Here is an 18,992-nt window from a genome sequence, read left to right as displayed (position 1 = left end):
AAAATAAAATGACCACCGCTTTGAACGTGATTGCAGCCCTCATGACCATTGGGTTCGGCCTGTTCGGGTTTCTCGCGCCTAGCTTTACCTTGGGCGCGCTGGATCTGAGCACCACCAACAGCAACATGGGGCTGAGCGAGATGCGTGCTTCGGTCGGCGGGCTTTTCGTCGTCACTGGCGTGGCTGTTTTGTTCCTCAACAACCCGATGGCCTACGCAATGCTGGGTGTTGTCTACGCGGGCGCGGCATTGGGCCGGTTTGTTTCAGTCTTTCTGGACAACCCACCATTGGTCAAGGCGGCTACTTTTGGTGGAATCGAACTGGTCCTTGCACTTTGGTTGATACTGGCCAACATCAACAGGGCCGCCTAACCCACTGTAATTATTTCCAACGCCCGGCAAGATTCCCGGTTTGCATCCGGCGGCAGGCTCACCTATATAGGGTATGTCCTTCGGGACTATGGACATAAACGCGCTCGTAATAAGCGGATCGGACCCGGGGGCGGTACCCGGCGGCTCCACCAACATCCTTCATTTGGGGATCATGGGGCCGAAATAGGATCGACGAACGTCTAAAGGGGTTAGCTTTGTCTCGGCGGGGTGCCACCGTATCGGCCCGAAAAGTACAATTGCAAATGACAATCGTGCTCCGGTTGCAGTTGCTGCGTAAGCAGTAGCAAGACCGAAACTTAAGCCCTTGCGCCTAGCCGCGTAAGGCGGGGTTCGCAGGTACCTGGCAACAGAAACCTGCACTTTCCACCTAAAGTCTGAGTTTTTCGCTGAGCATGTACATGTTCAGAGTTTTTTCACTTTTTGGTCTCATGCTGACCCCAGCAAAATAAGGAGAGCTGGGATGTCGCACGCAGATTTACTCAGAGAGTGGTATTCCGAGGTTTGGGAAAACGGCAATACAGACGCGATTGACCAGTATTTTGCCCCCGAAGCCATGGCCGAAGGGCTTATTCCGGAAATGCAGGTCGGTGCGGATGATTTCCGGGATCTGGTCATGGCCTTTCGCCACATCCTTGGCGACATTCAGGTCGATATGCCCAAAATCATCGAAAACGGCGATTGGATATCCGCCATCATTCACCTGCGCACGACGCGCGCCGATAATGGTGCCCCGCTTCAGGCCACCGGCAGCGTCATGGGACGGATCAAAAACGGCCGAATGGTTGAGGCGTATAACCAGTTCGATTTCATCTCACTCTTCGAACAGCTCGGCCAGTTCCCGCAGGACACTTTGCCTGTGTGTATGACCGGTCAAAGGCTGGATTGGGCCTGACCAAATAAGCAATCTTGACCCCCTCGGCGCTTACGCGGTAGCAAGTGCCATGGGGTAAGATTGCGAACACCCCGTGAGGCGTCAGCCCAAGTTTCGCATGTATCCGACAAAACCAGGAGACATGCTGTGCCCGCGCCAAACTCGATCACCCCAAAGCAATTGTTAAGACTGATAGGTACGCCGCAATCCCCCATTCTGATCGACATCTGTATGGATGTGGATTTTGAGGCTGACCCGTATCTTATCCCCGGCTCAATACGCCATCCTGCGAAAGATATCGAAGGGCTGGTCAACCTGATCGGTGACCGACCTGCAGTCGTAATTTGCCAGAAAGGCAAGAAACTCAGCCAGGCCGTCGTTTCTTTGTTGCGGGGCGAAGGTGTTCAGGCCGAGTATCTGGAGGGCGGCATGTTTGCGTGGCGAGACATGCCGGACGCTCCGCGTGTGCCTGCGAAAGCGTTTTCGATGCTGATGTCCAAAGGATCCCTTTGGGTAACTCGACACCGACCAAAGATCGATCGCATCGCCTGCCCTTGGCTGATCCGGCGGTTTGTGGACCCAAATGCCCGGTTTCTGTTTGTTGCCCCGTCGGAAGTCGACGCCACCGCTGCAATATTTGACGCGACCCCTTTTGACATCGAAGGCGCTCATTGGAGCCACCGGCAAGACAAATGCACCTTTGACACCATGCTGGACGAATTCGCACTGCACACGCCCGCGCTGGATCGGCTTGCAATGATCGTTAGGGCCGCAGACACCAATCGCCATGACCTCGCTCCAGAAGCCGCCGGGTTGCTTGCTGTCTCTGTCGGGTTGTCCCGCCAATACCGTGACGATCACGAAAACCTTGCTGCAGGAATGCATCTGTACGATGCGTTGTATCGCTGGGCGCGCGACGGGTTTGAAGAACAACACGACTGGCCAATGGACCGCAAATCATGACCCCGACCCTATCGGAGCTGGTCCGTATCTTTGGTCGCATCGGGCTTTTGTCCTTTGGGGGGCCTGCGGCGCAAATCTCACTGATGCATCAGGAATTGGTGGAAAAACGCCCGTGGTTGGACGAACAATCGTATCTGCGGGCGCTGTCTCTTTGCATGCTATTGCCCGGACCCGAGGCCATGCAACTTGCCACATATGCCGGCTGGCGGCTGCGCGGCGTGATCGGAGGGTTGATCGCCGGCGGCCTGTTCGTCATCCCCGGCGCGCTGATCATCGCCGTTTTGGTCGGGCTTTACGCAGCTTTTGGTGATCTGCCTCTGGTTCAGGCCGCTTTCCTTGGGGTGAAGGCAACTGTAATCATCATTGTCCTTCAGGCGCTTAGAAACCTGTCGCGCAAAGCCCTGACCGATGTGGAGCACCGGGCAATCGCCGGATTGGGCTTTGTTGCAATCTTTGCCTTTAACCTGCCTTTTCCCTTGATCATTCTGGCTGCGGCGCTTTGGGGGTATCTGAGTTTCAAGGGTGAGGCCAACACCGTCCAAACACCTCCTGCCCCCGGCGCGACGCGCCCGCTACGCACCTGCGCCATCTGGCTGACCCTATGGCTTGGCCCATTGGTGTTGCTGAACGTGACTGGTCAGAAATTGCTGAGCGATCTCGGGTGGTTCTTCGCCCGTCTGGCGGTTGTTACGTTCGGCGGCGCCTATGCGGTTCTGGCGTATATGACCCAAACCGTCGTCGACAAGTATCAGTGGATCAGCACAGATCAGATGATTGATGCGCTGGGGCTGGCGGAAACAACGCCGGGTCCTTTGATACTGGTGACGCAATTTGTGGCCATGCTGACGGGGCAGATTTCGGGCGGCATCCCTTTGGCACTTGCTGCCGGTGCCGTCGCGCTCTGGGCCACGTTTGTTCCATGCTTCCTGTGGATCTTCCTTGCCGCGCCCTATCTTGACCAACTGGCCGCCCGCCCACGGCTGTCCGCAGCCTTGCACGGGATAACAGCGGCGGTTGTCGGTGTGATTCTCAACCTTTCCGTGTGGTTTGCTCTTAACGTTCTTTTCGGCACAATCCCGGAATCGGCATGGGGGCCATTAACCATCCAATGGCCCGAACTTGCGACACTGAACATAAAAGCACTGCTTTTAACGTTCATGGCCGGGGTGTTGATATTTAAACTAAAATTCGGCATGGGAATGACCCTGGCTCTGATGGCCATAGCCGGAGTTGGATTTCATTTTCTTTGAACAATCCACCATCTCCCGGTCTTTCGTTTCCGAACGAATCCCCTATGCTTGGGGTAACCACTTTTGAGGATCACACATGTCGCAGGACATCGATTATGGAACCCTGATGCACACCGCGATGCGCGGCCTCATTCAGAAGGTTCTGACAAACGTTTCTGAAAACGGTCTGCCTGGGGCGCATCATTTCTTTATCACGTTCGATACACGGCAGGACGGAGTTGAAATAGCTGACTGGCTGCGCGAACGTTACCCCGAAGAAATGACGGTCGTCATGCAGCACTGGTTCGAAAACCTTGATGTCGGCGACAACGGTTTCGCGATCACGCTGAATTTCGGTGACGCACCAGAACCGCTTTATATTCCGTATGATGCGATCAAAACCTTCGTGGATCCGTCGGTTGAATTCGGACTTCGTTTCGAAAGTCCGGAAGACGAAGAAGAGGTTGCGACCCATATCGTCGAAGAATCGATTGAGGTTGAGGAAACTCCGGTCCAGCAAGACGCGGATGTCGTTTCACTGGACAGCTTCAGAAAGTAAGCTCAGACTTACAAACCCCGCCTCTCGCGGGATTTACTGTTTTTCGAGGAACGTATCGACCGAGCGGGATTTAATCCCGTTACGGAACCGCGAAAAGGACAGGTTCAGCCCACCGTCGGCCAACTTACGATCGAACTGCTGCAATTCATAGCCACCGTTTTCATCAATGAACAACGAAAACACCGTCAGTGTCTCGCCCTCGATCCGGCCCCATACGAACGGTTCACCCTGCATCGGGTCCAGGGGGACCTCGTGACCAAACACATTGCGCTTCATCGCCGCTGAATACACGTCGGACCTGTCAGATTGCTTGAAATCGATCGAGAAGGATTGATCTTTGACCCGGCCATCCGGCTTATAGGTCGTGGTCTTCCAACTGACATTGAACCCTTCTTTCGTTTCATGGATCGAAACGCTCATATCGCGTGGGGTTTCGGTACCATCATCGTCAACTAAATTGGCTGAACCGACGTAATCCCCGATAAAGGGCGTGATGTCCCCGGCCTGGGCCTGAAGATTAGCAAAGACAAGCCAGAATACGGCACCCACCGCGAATGCGATAAACCGCAGCGGATTAACCCGGTTAAATTGCAGCACCTGACCCTCCAGCGTTTTGATCTTGCTATTCTACCCCAGTCACAGGCGCACACAATGGTCCTAGTACCTGTGTATCAAAGAAAAATGCCCCACCCCAACGCCTATACCTTTGGTCGGCTTACGCTTATGGTGCGCGCAACTGGCCGATTGCGCGATGACGCCGTCACGGGTAAACGGCATACGACTGCATACTAGACGGAGTGACCGATGTCCCAGACCCGCACCGAATCCGACAGCTTTGGCCCGTTGGAAGTTCCCGCCGACAAATATTGGGGTGCACAGACTCAACGCTCGATCATGAACTTTCCGATCGGCTGGGAAAAGCAGCCCGTCGCTATCGTGCGTGCGCTGGGCGTCATCAAAAAGGCCTGTGCGATGGAGAATAAGGCCATCGGCAAGCTGGATGCTGAGATCGCCGATGCCGTCATTCAGGCCGCAAGCGAGGTGATTGAAGGCAAGTTCGATGACAACTTCCCTCTGGTCGTTTGGCAAACCGGTTCTGGCACTCAGTCGAACATGAACTCGAATGAGGTCATCGCAAACCGCGCGATTGAAATCATGGGCGGTGTGATCGGCTCGAAAGAGCCTGTGCACCCGAACGATCACTGCAATATGGGTCAGTCGTCGAACGACACTTTCCCGACGGCAATGCACATCGCCACCGCCATGAGCGTGCGCGACGTATTGCTGCCCGGGCTTGAGAAATTTGCATCCGCGCTAGAAGCCAAAGCGAAAGAGTTCGCAGGTATCATCAAAATCGGCCGCACACACACTCAGGATGCGACTCCTTTGACCCTGGAACAGGAATTCGGCGGCTATGCACACCAGATCCGTCAGGGTATCGCCCGGGTCGAAGCCGCGATGCCCGGCATCTATGAACTGGCACAAGGCGGCACAGCTGTTGGCACCGGTCTGAACACGCATGATGGCTGGGATGAGGCCGTCGCAAAGAACATGGCTGACATCACCGGCCTGCCCTTCGTTACCGCACCCAACAAATTCGAAGCGCTTGCCGCCCATGATGCTATGGTCTTCCTGTCGGGCGCGCTGGCGACTATTGCTGGCTCTTGCTACAAAATCGCCAACGACATCCGGTTCCTGGGCTCTGGCCCGCGGTCTGGCTTGGGTGAGTTGATCCTGCCGGAAAATGAGCCAGGTTCGTCGATCATGCCCGGCAAGGTGAACCCAACACAGGCCGAAGCGCTGACTCAGGTGGCAGCGCATGTAATAGGCAACGATGCGGCGATGAAGTTCGCTGGCTCACAGGGTCATTTCCAGTTGAACGTCTACAATCCAATGATGTCGTACAATCTGCTGCAATCCATTCAGCTGCTGGGTGATGCCACCGACAGCTTTACCGAGCGTATGCTGCTGGGCATCAAGGCCAATGAACCACGCATCGATAAGCTGATGAAGGAATCCCTGATGCTGGTCACGGCGCTGGCCCCGACCATCGGTTACGACAACGCCACTACTGTCGCCAAAACGGCGCATAAGAACGGCACGACCCTCAAGGAAGAGGCCATTGCGCTGGGCTTTGTTGATGAGGAGACATTCGATGCGGTCGTGCGGCCCGAGCACATGATCGGCCCCAAGTGATCGGGTGGCGTCAGCCTGCCTGCCTGTGCCTGCTTATTGCGGGCACAGCGACCTCGGCTCACGCTGACCTGTTCGACCTGATCGACTCTCGGCTGGAATGGATGCAGGACGTTGCTGCGTTCAAACACGCCAATGACCGCCCGGTCGAAGACCTTGAGCGTGAAAAAGTCGTGATTGACAAAACCTTGGAACAAGCAGCGCTTGCGGGCGTTGACCCGGACAGCGCTCAGCTGTTTTTCGAAGCGCAGATCGAAGCCGCGAAAGAGATTCAATCCTGTTGGATTGAACGGTGGACCGAAGACCAAACCTCTGTTCCCGAAAACTATGCGGATCTGACGACCGAAATACGCCCCGCTCTGTTGGATTTGGGCGGGCAAATCCTTGACACATTGTCGGATCAACCAACGGTCTCAACTGCGTCGCAGGCTGATTTTCTGGACACCGTGAATGTCGAATGCCTTTCAGATGACAGCCGTGCGGAATTGTTCGATAGTCTGACCAAAGTGAGACATGCGCAATGACGGAACCGGTCAATCTGAACAAATTTCGAAAAGAAAAAGTGCGGACCGAAAACAAGGCCCGCGCTGATCAAAATGCCGTTGCTTTTGGCCGCACCAAGGCCGAAAAGGATCTGGCAAAAAAGCAGCAACACAAGCTGAACCAAGACCACGAAGGCCGTAAGTTGGACAAATGAGCGGACGCCCGGTCAAACGATCCCTGACGCTGAAAGGCCATCGGACATCCGTATCGCTGGAAGATGAATTCTGGCAGGCGTTCCGGACCATTGCCAAGGAAAAAAACCTACCGATCAACGCTCTGGCGGCCGAAATTGATGTCGAGCGTGACCCGGACATCGGACTTGCATCGGCCATACGGGTTTTCATTCTACACTGGTATCAATCCAAGTAGATCAGTCTTGCTCTGACATCCTGAAACCGCTTACAGTAATCAGGAACAAAAGGAGTACAGGCCGGTGGTTGATACAGTTCTAGGGCCAGACGGAAAACCACGCTGCGCGTGGTGTCAGGCCGCGCCCGAGTTCTTTGACTATCACGATCAGGAATGGGGGTATCCGGTTGGTGACGACCAGCGTCTGTTCGAAAAGCTATGCCTCGAAAGCTTTCAATCCGGTCTAAGCTGGCGCACTATCCTGTCCAAGCGCGAGAACTTTCGGAAAGCTTTCAAAGCTTTTGATATCAACACAGTAGCCGCGTTTGATGATGCAGATACAAAGCGCTTGTTACAAGATGCAGGAATTGTGCGACATCGTGGAAAGATCGAGGCCGTGATTAACAACGCACGCCGCGCGCAAGAGTTAGTCGCTGCCGAAGCGTCTCTGGCCGCATATGTGTGGCGGTACGAGGCGGATACACCGCCTACCCCGCAAACCGCTTCAACGTCGCCGGAATCTGTGGCGTTGTCGAAAGACCTGAAGAAACGGGGCTGGAAGTTTGTCGGGCCGACGACCGTGTTTGCCTTTATGCAGGCAATGGGGCTGGTGAATGATCACGCCGAAGGTTGCGTCATGCGTGAAAAAGCGGCGCAGTTGCGCCGCGAATTCACCAAACCCCAATAGTGTTTAGATTGACGCGCGGAAAATCTTGTCGATGTTTCCGCCCAAGGCCGCGTTGAACTCGGCATCTGATTGCTTTTTTGACAATCCTTCGGTCAACGCGCGCGAGAAGGACGCGATCATCTTACCGTTCTGGCCCAGCAGATCGCAGGCCTGTTCCGTCGAATAACCACCCGACAGCGCAACCACGCGCAGAACACGCGGATGATCGGCCAATTCGTCATAGAGGTTAGCTTGGTTAGGGATCGTCAACTTGAGCATGATGTCCTGTCCGTCAGCCAACTGATCAAGGTTTTTCAGGATTTCAGCCTTCAGAATGTCTTCGGCTTCGGCTTTGGTGGCGGAGTTGATGTTCACCTCAGGTTCAACAATCGGAACCATTCCGGAAGCCACGACTTCACGCGCAACGTCGAACTGCTGTGCAACAACCGCCGCGATGCCTTCGGCGTTTGCCTCATGAATGACCGAGCGCTCCTTGGTCCCGAAAACACCATCGGCTTTGGCCAATGTTGCGGCCAGACCCGGGATGGGTTTCATCATCTGAACGCCATTCGCTTCGTCTTCCAAGCCTTTGTCAATCTTGAGGAAAGGTACAATGCCTTTCACTGACCACAAATAGTCGGCGACCTTCTGACCATCAATTTGCTCGCCCAGAGTGCGTTCGAAAAGAATCGCGCCGATCACTTTGTCCTTGGTGAAATCATCCGCCAGAATGATCCGCGCGCGCATTTTCTGGATTTCACCGAACATCTCTTCGTCCGAGCTGTATTCAGATGCGTCCACGCCATAAAGCGCCAGCGCCTTGGGGGTCGAGCCACCGCTTTGATCCAATGCTGCGATGAATCCTGCGCCGTTGGACATTTGTGCGCGCTGTTCTGCTGATGACATAAGACTTTCCCGTTCAATATGATTCCGCGATTTCAAACCGCATACAGCAAGGCGTGAAAGGATGGTAGTTTGTTAGCGCTCAACCAAGCGCAACCAAATTCCGTCTTTCGATCGGACGGTCAAATGCGCGACCGGAATGGGCGTTTGTCCCGCGACCAACTCGAACCGGAAGTGTCGCAGCAGCATGGATGACAGAAGCGGCCCCTCGATCATGGCGAACCCGGCACCGGGACATACGCGGGATCCTGTCGAGAATGGAATGTACGCGTTGCGCTGACAGGTCTTTCCATTCTCAGTTCCCCACCGGGTCGGATCAAATTCGTCGGGACGTTCCCAGAGCCTTTCCTGCCGATGCAGATGCCACGGACTGATCACGATTTGCGACCCTTCGGGGACATCCCTGTTGCGGAAACGTTCGGGGCATTTCGCTTCACGAACCATCATCGGCACGGGCGGATAAAGCCGCAGCGCTTCGCGGAACACATCCCGGCTAAGCTTTAGCCGCGACATTACAGAAAAATCGGGCGTGTCGAGCGCCGCAGCTTCCTCGGCCAGACTGTCCTGCCATTCCGGATACATGGCCAACAGATACAGCGTCCAGGCCAGAGCGGACGCGCTGGTTTCATGCCCGGCAAGAAAGAAGATCGCCACTTGATCAACCATTTCCTGCGTGTCAAACCCACGCCCAGTTTCGGGATCACGCGTGGTCATGATCTTGGTTGCCAGATCATCCGGCGCGCCACCACGAGCGATCAGTTCAGCCCGATCCGCCGTAAGTCGCTGGATTAGCGCCCTGATATCCTTTGCATTCTTCTTGGTGCGTCTCGAATGCAATCGCGGCAACCATTTTGGCAGAGGGACAAAGGCCGCTATGTTCAGAATGGGTTGTTCACGCTGATAGCTGCGAAACTTGTCAAAAACCTGAGCGGCAATTTCGTGTTCGATGGGCACCGAAAACAAGGTGCGAAAGATGACATCCGCCGCGATATGGCTGGTGACCTCTTCAAACTCAACGACACCGCCTGACTGCGGACGCAACCGGTCTACCGCTGCTTGACCAGCCGCATGCATCGCCGGAAAGGTATCTTTCAAACGGCCGCCTTCGAACGCGGGATCAATTATCCTGCGCTGCCTCTTCCAGGTGTCCCCATTGGTCAGGAAGACAGAGTCCCCCAGCAACGGACGCAGCCCCTCACTTATGCGGTTAGATTTGGGAAAATCATCAGGGCGTTTTTTCAGAACTGTGTCGATCAATTCTGGCTGATTTACCAAGTATGATCGAAAGAACGGCGTGCGAAATTCAGCCATCCAGGCGCGGTACAGCCTTTGGGGTTGGGCTGACAGAATATCCTTGCGAAACAACTTCAGATACCGCCAAAGCGATACTTTATCGGGGCGTGAAGTTGGCTTGGGCGGCGTCATGCCTTCACCGAAACGTATTTTGAGACCGGCTTATCCATCCGTGATTTCGACGGTGCCCGGCCCTCAAACCTCTGACCTAAGGTTTGAGGCCCGGCAGTTATACGAAAATAGTCATACCGATCGGGCTTGTCGAACGCGCAGAGATACTGGAAATGCAGGCGGAAGAATTTCCATCGCAAGTTCTTCCAGCGTTCGGGGGACAGAGTCTGTGTAAAGGCCGCAGACAGAACCAGAGGCCATTTCTTTTCGGCGGTGGCGACACCGCTGACGGAAACCGGATCGCACAGCGCAAAAGAACAGCCGTCACCGGGGGCCGAGACGTCGACCCAGGTCAGGCCTTCCTGCGTGGACAAGAAATGCAAATCTGCCCTCAAACCCCGCGCCTCGGGTAGAAATGACACCATGGGCACGACCTGCCCCAATGTCAGGAACGAAAACGCGGGGCTATCGTCGCGCTGCCTGCTGTCTCGGATAACATCGGCCAGAACACTGACACCCAGATGGGCCCCTGAGCTATGGCCGACGACCAGCACCTCATCTGCGTCTGAATTCAGCGCCTCTTGGATCAATGCACCGAATACATGCAGGCGATTGCGCAATTCAACTGGCGTCGCCCCTTTGAGTTTTGCGGAATAGGCATAATCATGCATCAGGTAATAGGCAAAAAGCTGGCCGTCTTGCTGGCGAAACCAGCGCATCAGACCGTAAGCGGCTCCAACCGCAAGGATTACGCCCAGCCAGCCGATAAACAGCATCAAAACCCATGTCATGGCCCCGGCAAGCAAGATCGCCAACAGCAGTTGAGCCAGCAACATTCCAACTGGATACAGTGCGGCAATCACCGGCCCCTTGCGCAACCGCATCAGGCGCCACAGCGTTCCGGACGACATATAGATCCATGCGGTCCGCACCAGTTGCAGATAGGTCGCCGGGATCGAGTTCGACATGCTGTCACGCACCAGATCCGACCAGACAAGTACATCCACATCTACTTGAACCTCGACGCCGTCCTGACGCGATGTGACATGCCACCCATAGGGGCCATCGCCTGACTTGGCGGACGTCGAAATTTCATAACCGGAAATCTCGGCCTGCAGCTTGCCTTCGGTGCGATAAAGCTCACGATACCGCCGCGGCGGAATCGGGTCGTAGCCGGGTATGTAGAATACCCGGCGTTTACACACCCGAGGTTGATTTTTCTGACTGCTCATGGCCTTACCTTCTGCAGCGCAGGTTAACGCAGGCTAAGCGTCAAGGTAAGTCAGATCAGCAGGTCATCCGAAATTTGCCAGCGCCGGGAATGTCTCCAACAGCCACCAGCTGAATTCAGTGAACAGGCCAGTGATCAGCATGATGCCCACGAAGAGCAACAAGCCACCCATCACCTTTTCGATCGTGCCCATGTAAGGCTTGATCCGATTCATCACCGACATCGACCGGTTCAGGAACATCGCAGCCAGCAGGAACGGAATACCCAGGCCCGCCGCATAGACGCCCAACAACAGGGTTCCCCGTGCGACCGAGGCCTCGGACGCGGCCAGCGACAAGATCGCGCCCAGCTGCGGCCCAATGCACGGTGTCCAGCCAAACGCAAAGGCCAGACCAAGGATATAAGCCCCAAACACTGATCCACCGGAATCACCAGTCTCAATCCGGGCCTCGCGATCCAGAAAGGGGATGCGGAAGACGTTCAGAAAATGCAGGCCAAAGACGATGACCACAGCGCCAGAGATCTTTGCGAACAACACCTGGTTCTGCAGGACAAACACCCCGAAGGCAGAAGCGGTGAAACCCAGCAACAAAAACACCGTAGACAGACCCAGAACAAAGAACAGAGCGGCCAAGGTTGCCTTGCGGCGTGCTTTCGCCTCATCCTGCATTTCGTTGATCGTCACACCGCTCATATAAGCCAGGTACGGCGGAACGATGGGCAAAACGCAGGGCGACAGAAAGCTGATCAACCCGCCCAGCATCGCGATGAACATGGCAGGCAGCAGGCCCGCGTCGATGATATCTATACCGAACATGTTTCAGCACATATGGTATGGGGCGGCCAACGTCACGGGGCCATTCGGTCACATCCTCGTGGTTGCACGCTGGACACCCTGCCAAAGTGGAAATATCTGAACCTTATGTCAAATTCATCAGAAACACTCGATGCGCTGGGTCTGTTGTGCCCTTTGCCCGTCCTGAAAGCGCGCAAGCGTTTGAAATCCATGCCTGCGGGCGCCGTTCTGCGCGTGCTGGCAGATGATCCTGCCGCCATAATTGATGTCCCGCATTTCTGCTCTGAGAGTGGGCATCAATTGCTGTCGCAGGAAGACGCAGACGGCCATCAGATCTATTTGATCCAGAAATCTCACTAAGATCGGCCCAAAAGAAAAAGGCGGGCACATGGCCCGCCTCTTCTTGTTACTGACCCAGTGACCACCAACCACGCCGCTTGGGTTTGGCCGGCTGCTCCGGTTCTTCGGCCACGACCTCCAGAACCGGCTCAGCGGCTTCTTCAACCATTACGTCCGCTGGTTCTTGCGGGTCTTCTGCGGCCACTTCGGCCACAGGTTCGGGTTGTTCGGCCTCTGCAGGTTCAACCTTTTCTTCAACGACGCTTTCCGCTTCGGGCGTGGGCAGTTCTGCCACCGATTCGGCCTGTTCAACCTTCTCGGCGGTTTCGACAGGAGCTTCCACAGGTGCATCTGTCACACCAGTTTCCTCGGCCGGTGCTTCAGGGCTTGCGGCCTGGGCATCCTTGCTCACAACAGCTTCAGCAGCGACTTCTTCTGTAACTTCAACAGGTTCCGCGTCCTTTTTCTTGCGGCGCGGTGCGCGGCGACGCTTGGGCTTGGCTGCTTTTTCCTCTTCGGCAGGCTCAGATGCTTCACCCTCGGGTTTTGCGTCATCTGCCGCTTCGGTTTTGGCTTCATCCGATTCCTCGGCCGCCGCCGCGTCACCCTCTTCAGCGTTCACCTCAGGAGCTTCGTCAGAACCATTGCTCTTTTTCCGACGGCGGCGACGACGCTTGCGCTTGGGCTTGGCATCCTCTTCGGCCTGAACAGTGGTTTCCTCTTCGACCGGCTCTTCCTCGCTGGCGTCGACAAGATCCATCAGGGACGCATCCACGGAAACAACGGGCGCGCTGGCTTCGGGAACGATCCGGCTTGCCGTCTTGAATTTCTCCATCGAGAAATCCGGGCTGACCAGATGTACGTCGCCTTCAACACGCACAGACAGGCCATAGCGGGCCTCAATCTGTGCGATATGCTCGCGTTTCTGGTTCATCAGGAAGTTTGCGATGCTGACAGGGCAACGAACAAGCACCTCGCGCGAACGACGGCGTGTGCCTTCTTCCTCGATCTGCCGCAGGATCGACAGCGCCATGTTGTCGTCCGACCGGATCAGACCTGTTCCGTGGCAAGCCGGGCATGGCTGAGTTGTGGCTTCCAACATGCCGGGACGCAGACGCTGGCGGCTCATCTCCATAAGGCCAAAGCCCGAGATACGGCCGACCTGTATGCGCGCACGGTCTGTTTTCAGCCGTTCTTTCATACGCTTTTCGACGGCGAGATTGTTCTTGCGCTCGTCCATGTCGATAAAGTCGATGACGATCAGACCGGCCAGGTCGCGCAGACGCAGCTGGCGGGCCACCTCTTCCGCGGCCTCAAGGTTGGTTTTGAGCGCGGTTTCCTCGATCGAGCCTTCTTTCGTCGCCCGACCCGAGTTCACATCAATCGCGACCAGCGCTTCGGTCACGCCGATCACGATATACCCACCCGATTTCAGCTGAACAGTCGGGTTGAACATCCCCGCCAGATAGCTTTCGACCTGATAGCGTGCAAACAGCGGCAGCGCATCCTCGTACCGTTTCACGTTCTTCGCGTGCGACGGCATGATCATCTTCATGAAGTCCTTGGCGATGCGATAGCCGCCTTCACCCTCGACCAGAACCTCATCAATTTCGCGATTATAGAGATCGCGGATCGACCGTTTGATCAGATCGCCTTCTTCATAGATTTTCGCAGGCGCGATCGATTTCAACGTCAGCTCGCGGATCTGCTCCCACATGCGTTGCAGGTATTCATAATCGCGCTTGATCTCAGATTTTGTTCGCTTGGCACCGGCTGTCCGGATAATCAGACCCGCACCGGTTGGAACGTCAATTTCCGCAGCAATTTCCTTGAGCTTTTTACGGTCCGGCGCATTGGTGATTTTGCGGCTGATCCCGCCACCACGGGCGGTATTCGGCATCAGAACGCAATACCGACCTGCCAGAGACAAGTAGGTGGTCAGGGCAGCGCCCTTGTTGCCACGTTCTTCCTTGACGACTTGCACCAGCAAGACCTGACGGACCTTGATAACCTCTTGAATCTTATAGCGACGTGGCCGCGGCTTGCGAACCGGGCGAATGTCTTCGCTGTCATCTTCGTCGGCGACGGATTCAATTGAATCGTCCTTCGCGGTGGCATCGGGCCGCGTTTCTTCTTCAGACTTGCCCTCGTTTTCTTCGGTCGCGTCCCCCGAAGCTTCGGGTGCATCTTGTGCCTCTGTTTCGTTAACTGCGTCATCGGACTTGTCGGCAGTTTCTTCATCTTTGGCTTCAGTCGCTTCGATTGCAGGCGCATCAGAGCTATTCGCTGCCTCGCTACCGTCTTCCGACAACGTACCTTCGGCTGCACCTTCAGCGTCTGCTTCAGGCGCCCCCGCATCATCAAAAGGCTCTTCTACCGGTGTTTCAGCAACGCGATCTGCCGGGGATGTCCCCTCAAGCTCTGGCCCATCAGCGCCGTCTTCGCTTTCGTCCAGATCAATGGTTTCCATACCGGTGGGTTCGTTCGATACTTCAATCGACTCGACCGCATCGTCGGATTTCACGTCCGCAGCCTTCGTCCGCGACCGCGACCGGCGTTTCTTCGGCTTGGTCTCTTCGGCTTCGTCGCGCGCTTTCATTGCCTCGGCATAAGCGCGCTCTTCTTCCATCAGCGCTTCGCGGTCGGCAACCGGGATCTGATAGTAATCCGGATGGATTTCCGAAAACGCCAGGAAACCATGCCGGTTCCCGCCATAATCAACAAAGGCCGCCTGTAGCGACGGTTCGACCCGGGTTACTTTTGCAAGATAGATGTTGCCAGCAAGCTGGCGTTTGTTTTCGGATTCAAAATCGAATTCCTCGACCTTGTTTCCGTCAACCACCACGACGCGGGTTTCCTCCGCGTGGGTGGCATCGATAAGCATTTTCTTAGCCATGTGTCCTTGGTGCACCGCGCCAAACGCGTTGTCCTTACCCGTCCGGGGGGACAGGCGCTTTTGGGGTGGTGTCTTGTCAGGGCGATTTCGGACGGCGCGCGGCAGGGTCTGGCGCTGTGGCCCCCTGCCCGTATACTCAATCGTTGCGCGCGCGTCATCGCGGTTCTTCTCCGACAGGCGCAGATCTAACCGCCGCCTGCCCATTTATTCCTTTCGCCCGCTGATGCGGGCTCAGGCGTTCATCTGCCCCTATGGGGCATAATCGGTCTGCTTTGCCTTGCGGGATTGATCACCATCAACGGCAGAGCAGCGAAACTCAAAGATTCGGGACTTTTGGGCGCAAATTAGCCCTGCCCGTCCAGATACAATAAAAGCAGTCCTGTGGAAAACACAATGGGCAAACTGCGAGAAGAACAATACAAAGCCCCGGGATCACTTCATCTGGCCAGAAATATCCCGGGGGTGATTTGAGCCGCAGGCTCAAGAGGGGGCTGGCCCCCACTCTTTCTCACAAATAGTCCGAGCGCTGCAGCCCGTATTTCGCCATTTTCTCGTTCAAGGTCCGGCGTGGCAGGCAAAGTTCGTCCATCACAGACGCAATCGATCCCTTGTGCCGCCGCATTGTATTGTCGATCAGCATCCGTTCAAACGCCTCAACATACTCCTTAAGCGGTTTGCCTTCGGTCGTCATGACCGGCTGCATCTCTTCGTGATCAGACATTAACAGCGACGCAATCGTCCCCGATCCACGTCGCGATTGCAGAACAGCCCGTTCCGCGATGTTGATCAACTGCCGCACATTTCCCGGCCAGGGCGCCTGCAACAGCTGCGCCGCTTCTTGGGCACTCACTTGCGGCGCTTCGCAGCCATATTCTTCAGAAAACTGCTCGCTCAGTCGGGTGAACAACGTCAGGATATCTTCGCCACGCTGGCGCAGAGGCGGCATGGTGATCCGCAACGCAGCAAGACGGTAGAACAGGTCCGGGCGCAGAACGTCTTCGCTGGTCTTGCCTGCTTCCTGCAGGTTCGAAATTGCGATGATCCGGGTTTCAGCCGGGGTGCCCTGATCGTTCATCACGCTTAGCAACCGGGCCTGTAGCGTATCGCTCAGTGCTTCTACGTCTTCCAGCACAAGTGTACCGCCCCGCGCCTCTTCGATCGCGGGCAATTGCGCATCTTCCGGCATCATCGGGCCAAACAGGCGTTTCGACAGCGCCTCTTCCTCAAGCGCGGCACAGGACACCAGTACGAACTTCTTGCCAGCGCGGCTGCCGACCGCGTGCAGCGCATGGGCCACAAGTGTCTTGCCAGTGCCGGTCTCACCATCGATCAGTACATGGCCATCGGCCTGCCCCAGATCGAGGATATCTTCGCGCAGACGTTCCATGACCGGGCTGGCCCCGATCAGTTTGTTCATGATCTGGGTTCCACCTGACAGCTCACGCCGCAGGGCACGATTGTCCAAGGTCAGTCGGCGCGCGTTGCTGGCGCGTTTGGCCAGTTCCGACATGCGATCCGGGTTAAAAGGCTTTTCTAGAAAATCAAACGCCCCGACGCGCATCGCCTCAACTGCCATCGGCACATCCCCGTGGCCGGTGATCATGATGACCGGCAGCGTACTGTCGGCGCCCATCAACTTTTTCAGAAGTTGGATGCCGTCCATGCCGGGCATTTTGATATCCGAGATCACGATACCCGGATATTCCGGTCCCAACACTTTCAGCGCGTCCTCTGCGCTGGCGAAGGTTTCCGTGTCATATCCCGACAGTGCCAGCCATTGGCTGATCGACTGGCGCATGTCCTGTTCGTCATCCACAATGGCGATCTTCATGGCCTGTGCCATAGTCATTCCTCGTTATTCCGCGGCCTCTAGGCCGTCGCTTCCCAGTATCGGCAACTGCATCTCGAACACGGCCCCGCCTTGCGGGCTGTTTCGTGCTGTCAGCCGTCCACCATGGTCGTTCACGATCCCGGATGAGATGGCAAGCCCCAGACCGACCCCGTCGCCGGGCTGTTTCGTAGTATAGAACGGTTCGAACAGGTTTTCGATGTTCTCGATTCCATAGCCGTTATCGCGCACTGTGAGCACCGCCGTATCGCCCGCTGCCAGTATGATTTCGATATCCGGTTCGGATACTGATTTGGTGGCGTCCAGCGCATTGCGCAAGAGGTTCACCATTACCTGCTCAATCCGCATCCGATCGCCCATAACTGACACGGGTTCGTCGGGCAATATCTGGGTGATCTTGACGTGACGCTGGCGCAGCTGCGGCTCCATCATGGACAGGGACGATGCCAGTGCTTCACTAAGATTTACTGGGGAAAACGTATCCGCACCCTTCCGCGCATAGGATTTGAGCTGGCGGGTAATCGCCCCCATCCTTTCGATCAGACCATCGATCCGACCAAAGCTTGCCAGCGCCTCTTCCGGCCTATTCCGACGCAGCAAAAGACGCGCGCCAGCAAGGTAGGTTTTCATTGCAGCCAGAGGTTGATTTAGCTCATGGCTCACGGCCGCCGACATCTCGCCCAAAGCGGCCAGTTTTGAGCTTTGCGCCAGCGTCTGTTCGGCAACTTCCAGTGTTTTTTCAACCCGTTCCCGCTCAGCAATTTCCCGCTTCAGCCTTGAGTTCAATGCGCGGAGCTCTGCCGACTCGCGCTGGAACAACGCCATGCGGAACGTGGCTCGACGGCTAAGCGCGTAGAAGGCCAAGGCCAGAAGAATCGCAAAACCCATGATCTCAAGCGCGATAACACTGTTCACTTTTTCCCTAATCGACTCGTAGGTGGTGAACGAGGTCATTTTCCAGCCGCGAAACGGGATGCGCGTTTCCATCCGCATCACTGCCTCGCCCTGCAGGTAGGCGTCTGGCGGCAAGGCGGTCCAGTCGGTCGTGGCACGAATTGCACGCTGGATAGCACCTTGCGCCGGCTGGCGCAGCAATGCGGCGTTTTCTTCAAGCCCGCGCCATTGCGGTTCAGTCGACAGAATGATCGTCCCGGTGCTGTCCGTCACCATCACAGCGTCGGAAATACCTGCCCAGGCGCGCTCGAATTTCTGCAGGTCAACTTCGACCACGATAACGCCAAGAACCTCGGCATTCGCCTCCATTCGTCTTGAATAGACAAAGCTGTAGCCGCCCGAATCTTTTTCAATCACCGTGAAGATTGTCGAATTCGCCCGCACCGCATCAATGAAATACGGCGAACCGCGGTGTGGCTCTCCCAAACGCGCGCGATCAGTGGCCGCAACAGTACGTCCATCACCGTCCAGCAACATCAGCGAGGCCGCACCGATCTCTTCAACAAACGAGATCAAACGCTGGGTGGACAGCGAATAGTCACTGGACTGCAGCGCGGAAATCAACGTGGGGTCGCGCGCTAATAGCTGCGGAACAATTGCGTTTCGGCGCAGTTCGCTCAGCAAGTTGCCTGAGTACAGCGCCAGCCGCACTTCGGCCCGGTTTCGTGTGGATTCGGTAAACCGGTCCGTCAGTAGACGGTTGGTCACGTAAACCGTGGTAACCGTTGCGATCAAAAGAAAGATAACCGCCAAGCGCAGCCGCCAACCCAATGGCGCACCACGAAACGGTTTTGTCAGAAAGGACCAGCCAGAGCGAACTTCGGAACTCATCCCAGAAAGTTACGCGGGCTGCGA

General features: G+C 56.1%; 20 protein-coding genes and 1 other RNA gene. 13 read left to right on the top strand and 8 right to left on the bottom strand.

Annotated features, from left to right (window positions below; genetic code table 11):
• Positions 1-8 precede the first annotated feature (8 nt).
• The 6 genes from QMP16_RS02945 (at position 9) to QMP16_RS02920 (ending at position 4,014) form a co-directional block, all read left to right on the top strand.
• Complete coding sequence (locus QMP16_RS02945) at positions 9-371, top strand: DUF4345 family protein (protein ID WP_058277883.1); 363 nt, start codon at positions 9-11, stop codon at positions 369-371.
• Positions 372-407: 36 nt separating this feature from the next.
• Positions 408-753: a transfer-messenger RNA gene (ssrA, locus tag QMP16_RS02940) on the top strand.
• Between the two features lie 99 nt (positions 754-852).
• Entirely contained in the window at positions 853-1,284 is a 432-nt protein-coding gene (locus tag QMP16_RS02935; RefSeq protein ID WP_282151153.1) for an ester cyclase, read from the top strand.
• A 126-nt stretch (positions 1,285-1,410) separates the two neighbouring features.
• Entirely contained in the window at positions 1,411-2,226 is an 816-nt protein-coding gene (locus QMP16_RS02930; RefSeq protein WP_282151152.1) for a chromate resistance protein ChrB domain-containing protein, read from the top strand.
• A complete protein-coding gene (gene chrA / locus QMP16_RS02925) occupies positions 2,223-3,476 on the top strand; it encodes a chromate efflux transporter (RefSeq protein ID WP_282151151.1) in 1,254 nt (417 codons plus the stop codon). Before QMP16_RS02930 ends, chrA begins: the two co-directional genes overlap by 4 nt.
• A gap of 76 nt (positions 3,477-3,552) precedes the next feature.
• Positions 3,553-4,014, top strand: a complete 462-nt coding sequence (locus QMP16_RS02920; RefSeq protein WP_282151150.1) for an SspB family protein — start codon at positions 3,553-3,555, stop codon at positions 4,012-4,014.
• Between the two features lie 33 nt (positions 4,015-4,047).
• On the opposite strand, the gene QMP16_RS02915 is transcribed toward QMP16_RS02920, so the two are convergent.
• Positions 4,048-4,611, bottom strand: a complete 564-nt coding sequence (locus QMP16_RS02915; protein ID WP_348774576.1) for a hypothetical protein — start codon at positions 4,609-4,611, stop codon at positions 4,048-4,050.
• Between the two features lie 207 nt (positions 4,612-4,818).
• Between QMP16_RS02915 and fumC the strand changes: the two genes are divergently transcribed.
• From fumC to QMP16_RS02890, 5 genes are all read left to right on the top strand, one after another.
• Positions 4,819-6,210 (top strand): class II fumarate hydratase, encoded by a 1,392-nt coding sequence (fumC, locus tag QMP16_RS02910; RefSeq protein WP_058271555.1) that lies wholly within the window; start codon positions 4,819-4,821, stop codon positions 6,208-6,210.
• Positions 6,207-6,731, top strand: a complete 525-nt coding sequence (aroQ, locus tag QMP16_RS02905) for a gamma subclass chorismate mutase AroQ (protein ID WP_282151149.1) — start codon at positions 6,207-6,209, stop codon at positions 6,729-6,731. The genes fumC and aroQ overlap by 4 nt, the downstream gene beginning before the upstream one ends.
• Complete coding sequence (locus QMP16_RS02900; RefSeq protein ID WP_282151148.1) at positions 6,728-6,904, top strand: DUF4169 family protein; 177 nt, start codon at positions 6,728-6,730, stop codon at positions 6,902-6,904. Before aroQ ends, QMP16_RS02900 begins: the two co-directional genes overlap by 4 nt.
• A complete protein-coding gene (locus tag QMP16_RS02895) occupies positions 6,901-7,119 on the top strand; it encodes a ribbon-helix-helix domain-containing protein (RefSeq protein WP_058277874.1) in 219 nt (72 codons plus the stop codon). Before QMP16_RS02900 ends, QMP16_RS02895 begins: the two co-directional genes overlap by 4 nt.
• A gap of 64 nt (positions 7,120-7,183) precedes the next feature.
• Positions 7,184-7,786: a DNA-3-methyladenine glycosylase I gene (locus QMP16_RS02890; protein ID WP_282151147.1), complete on the top strand. Its 603-nt coding sequence runs from the start codon at positions 7,184-7,186 to the stop codon at positions 7,784-7,786.
• 3 nt (positions 7,787-7,789) lie between these two features.
• On the opposite strand, the gene QMP16_RS02885 is transcribed toward QMP16_RS02890, so the two are convergent.
• The 4 genes from QMP16_RS02885 to QMP16_RS02870 form a co-directional block, all read right to left on the bottom strand.
• Positions 7,790-8,671 carry a fructose bisphosphate aldolase gene (locus QMP16_RS02885; RefSeq protein ID WP_282151146.1) on the bottom strand — a complete coding sequence of 294 codons (882 nt, stop codon included), beginning with the start codon at positions 8,669-8,671 and terminating at the stop codon, positions 7,790-7,792.
• Positions 8,672-8,743: 72 nt separating this feature from the next.
• Positions 8,744-10,093, bottom strand: a complete 1,350-nt coding sequence (locus QMP16_RS02880; RefSeq protein WP_282151145.1) for a cytochrome P450 — start codon at positions 10,091-10,093, stop codon at positions 8,744-8,746.
• The gene (locus QMP16_RS02875) at positions 10,090-11,304 is read right to left on the bottom strand and encodes a hypothetical protein (RefSeq protein WP_282151144.1); all 1,215 of its coding nucleotides are present in this window, start codon (positions 11,302-11,304) and stop codon (positions 10,090-10,092) included. Before QMP16_RS02875 ends, QMP16_RS02880 begins: the two co-directional genes overlap by 4 nt.
• 63 nt (positions 11,305-11,367) lie before the next feature.
• The gene (locus QMP16_RS02870) at positions 11,368-12,120 is read right to left on the bottom strand and encodes a cytochrome c biogenesis CcdA family protein (RefSeq protein WP_058271899.1); all 753 of its coding nucleotides are present in this window, start codon (positions 12,118-12,120) and stop codon (positions 11,368-11,370) included.
• Positions 12,121-12,225: 105 nt separating this feature from the next.
• Between QMP16_RS02870 and QMP16_RS02865 the strand changes: the two genes are divergently transcribed.
• Positions 12,226-12,459, top strand: a complete 234-nt coding sequence (locus QMP16_RS02865; RefSeq protein ID WP_282151143.1) for a sulfurtransferase TusA family protein — start codon at positions 12,226-12,228, stop codon at positions 12,457-12,459.
• Positions 12,460-12,505: 46 nt separating this feature from the next.
• Here QMP16_RS02865 and QMP16_RS02860 read toward each other — a convergent pair whose 3' ends face one another.
• Entirely contained in the window at positions 12,506-15,334 is a 2,829-nt protein-coding gene (locus QMP16_RS02860; protein WP_282151142.1) for an Rne/Rng family ribonuclease, read from the bottom strand.
• Between QMP16_RS02860 and QMP16_RS02855 the strand changes: the two genes are divergently transcribed.
• Positions 15,302-15,523 (top strand): hypothetical protein, encoded by a 222-nt coding sequence (locus QMP16_RS02855; RefSeq protein WP_186437365.1) that lies wholly within the window; start codon positions 15,302-15,304, stop codon positions 15,521-15,523. The genes QMP16_RS02860 and QMP16_RS02855 overlap by 33 nt on opposite strands.
• A 319-nt stretch (positions 15,524-15,842) precedes the next feature.
• Here QMP16_RS02855 and QMP16_RS02850 read toward each other — a convergent pair whose 3' ends face one another.
• Both QMP16_RS02850 and QMP16_RS02845 read right to left on the bottom strand, forming a co-directional pair.
• Positions 15,843-17,177 (bottom strand): sigma-54-dependent transcriptional regulator, encoded by a 1,335-nt coding sequence (locus QMP16_RS02850; protein ID WP_108858689.1) that lies wholly within the window; start codon positions 17,175-17,177, stop codon positions 15,843-15,845.
• A gap of 12 nt (positions 17,178-17,189) precedes the next feature.
• On the bottom strand, positions 17,190-18,968 hold the full coding sequence (locus QMP16_RS02845; protein ID WP_282151141.1) for a sensor histidine kinase: 1,779 nt from the start codon (positions 18,966-18,968) through the stop codon (positions 17,190-17,192).
• Positions 18,969-18,992 lie beyond the last annotated feature (24 nt).

Origin of the sequence: Ruegeria atlantica (assembly GCF_947495585.1) — a bacterium.
GTDB lineage: Bacteria > Pseudomonadota > Alphaproteobacteria > Rhodobacterales > Rhodobacteraceae > Ruegeria > Ruegeria atlantica_G.
This window is presented reverse-complemented; position numbering and strand designations above follow the sequence as displayed.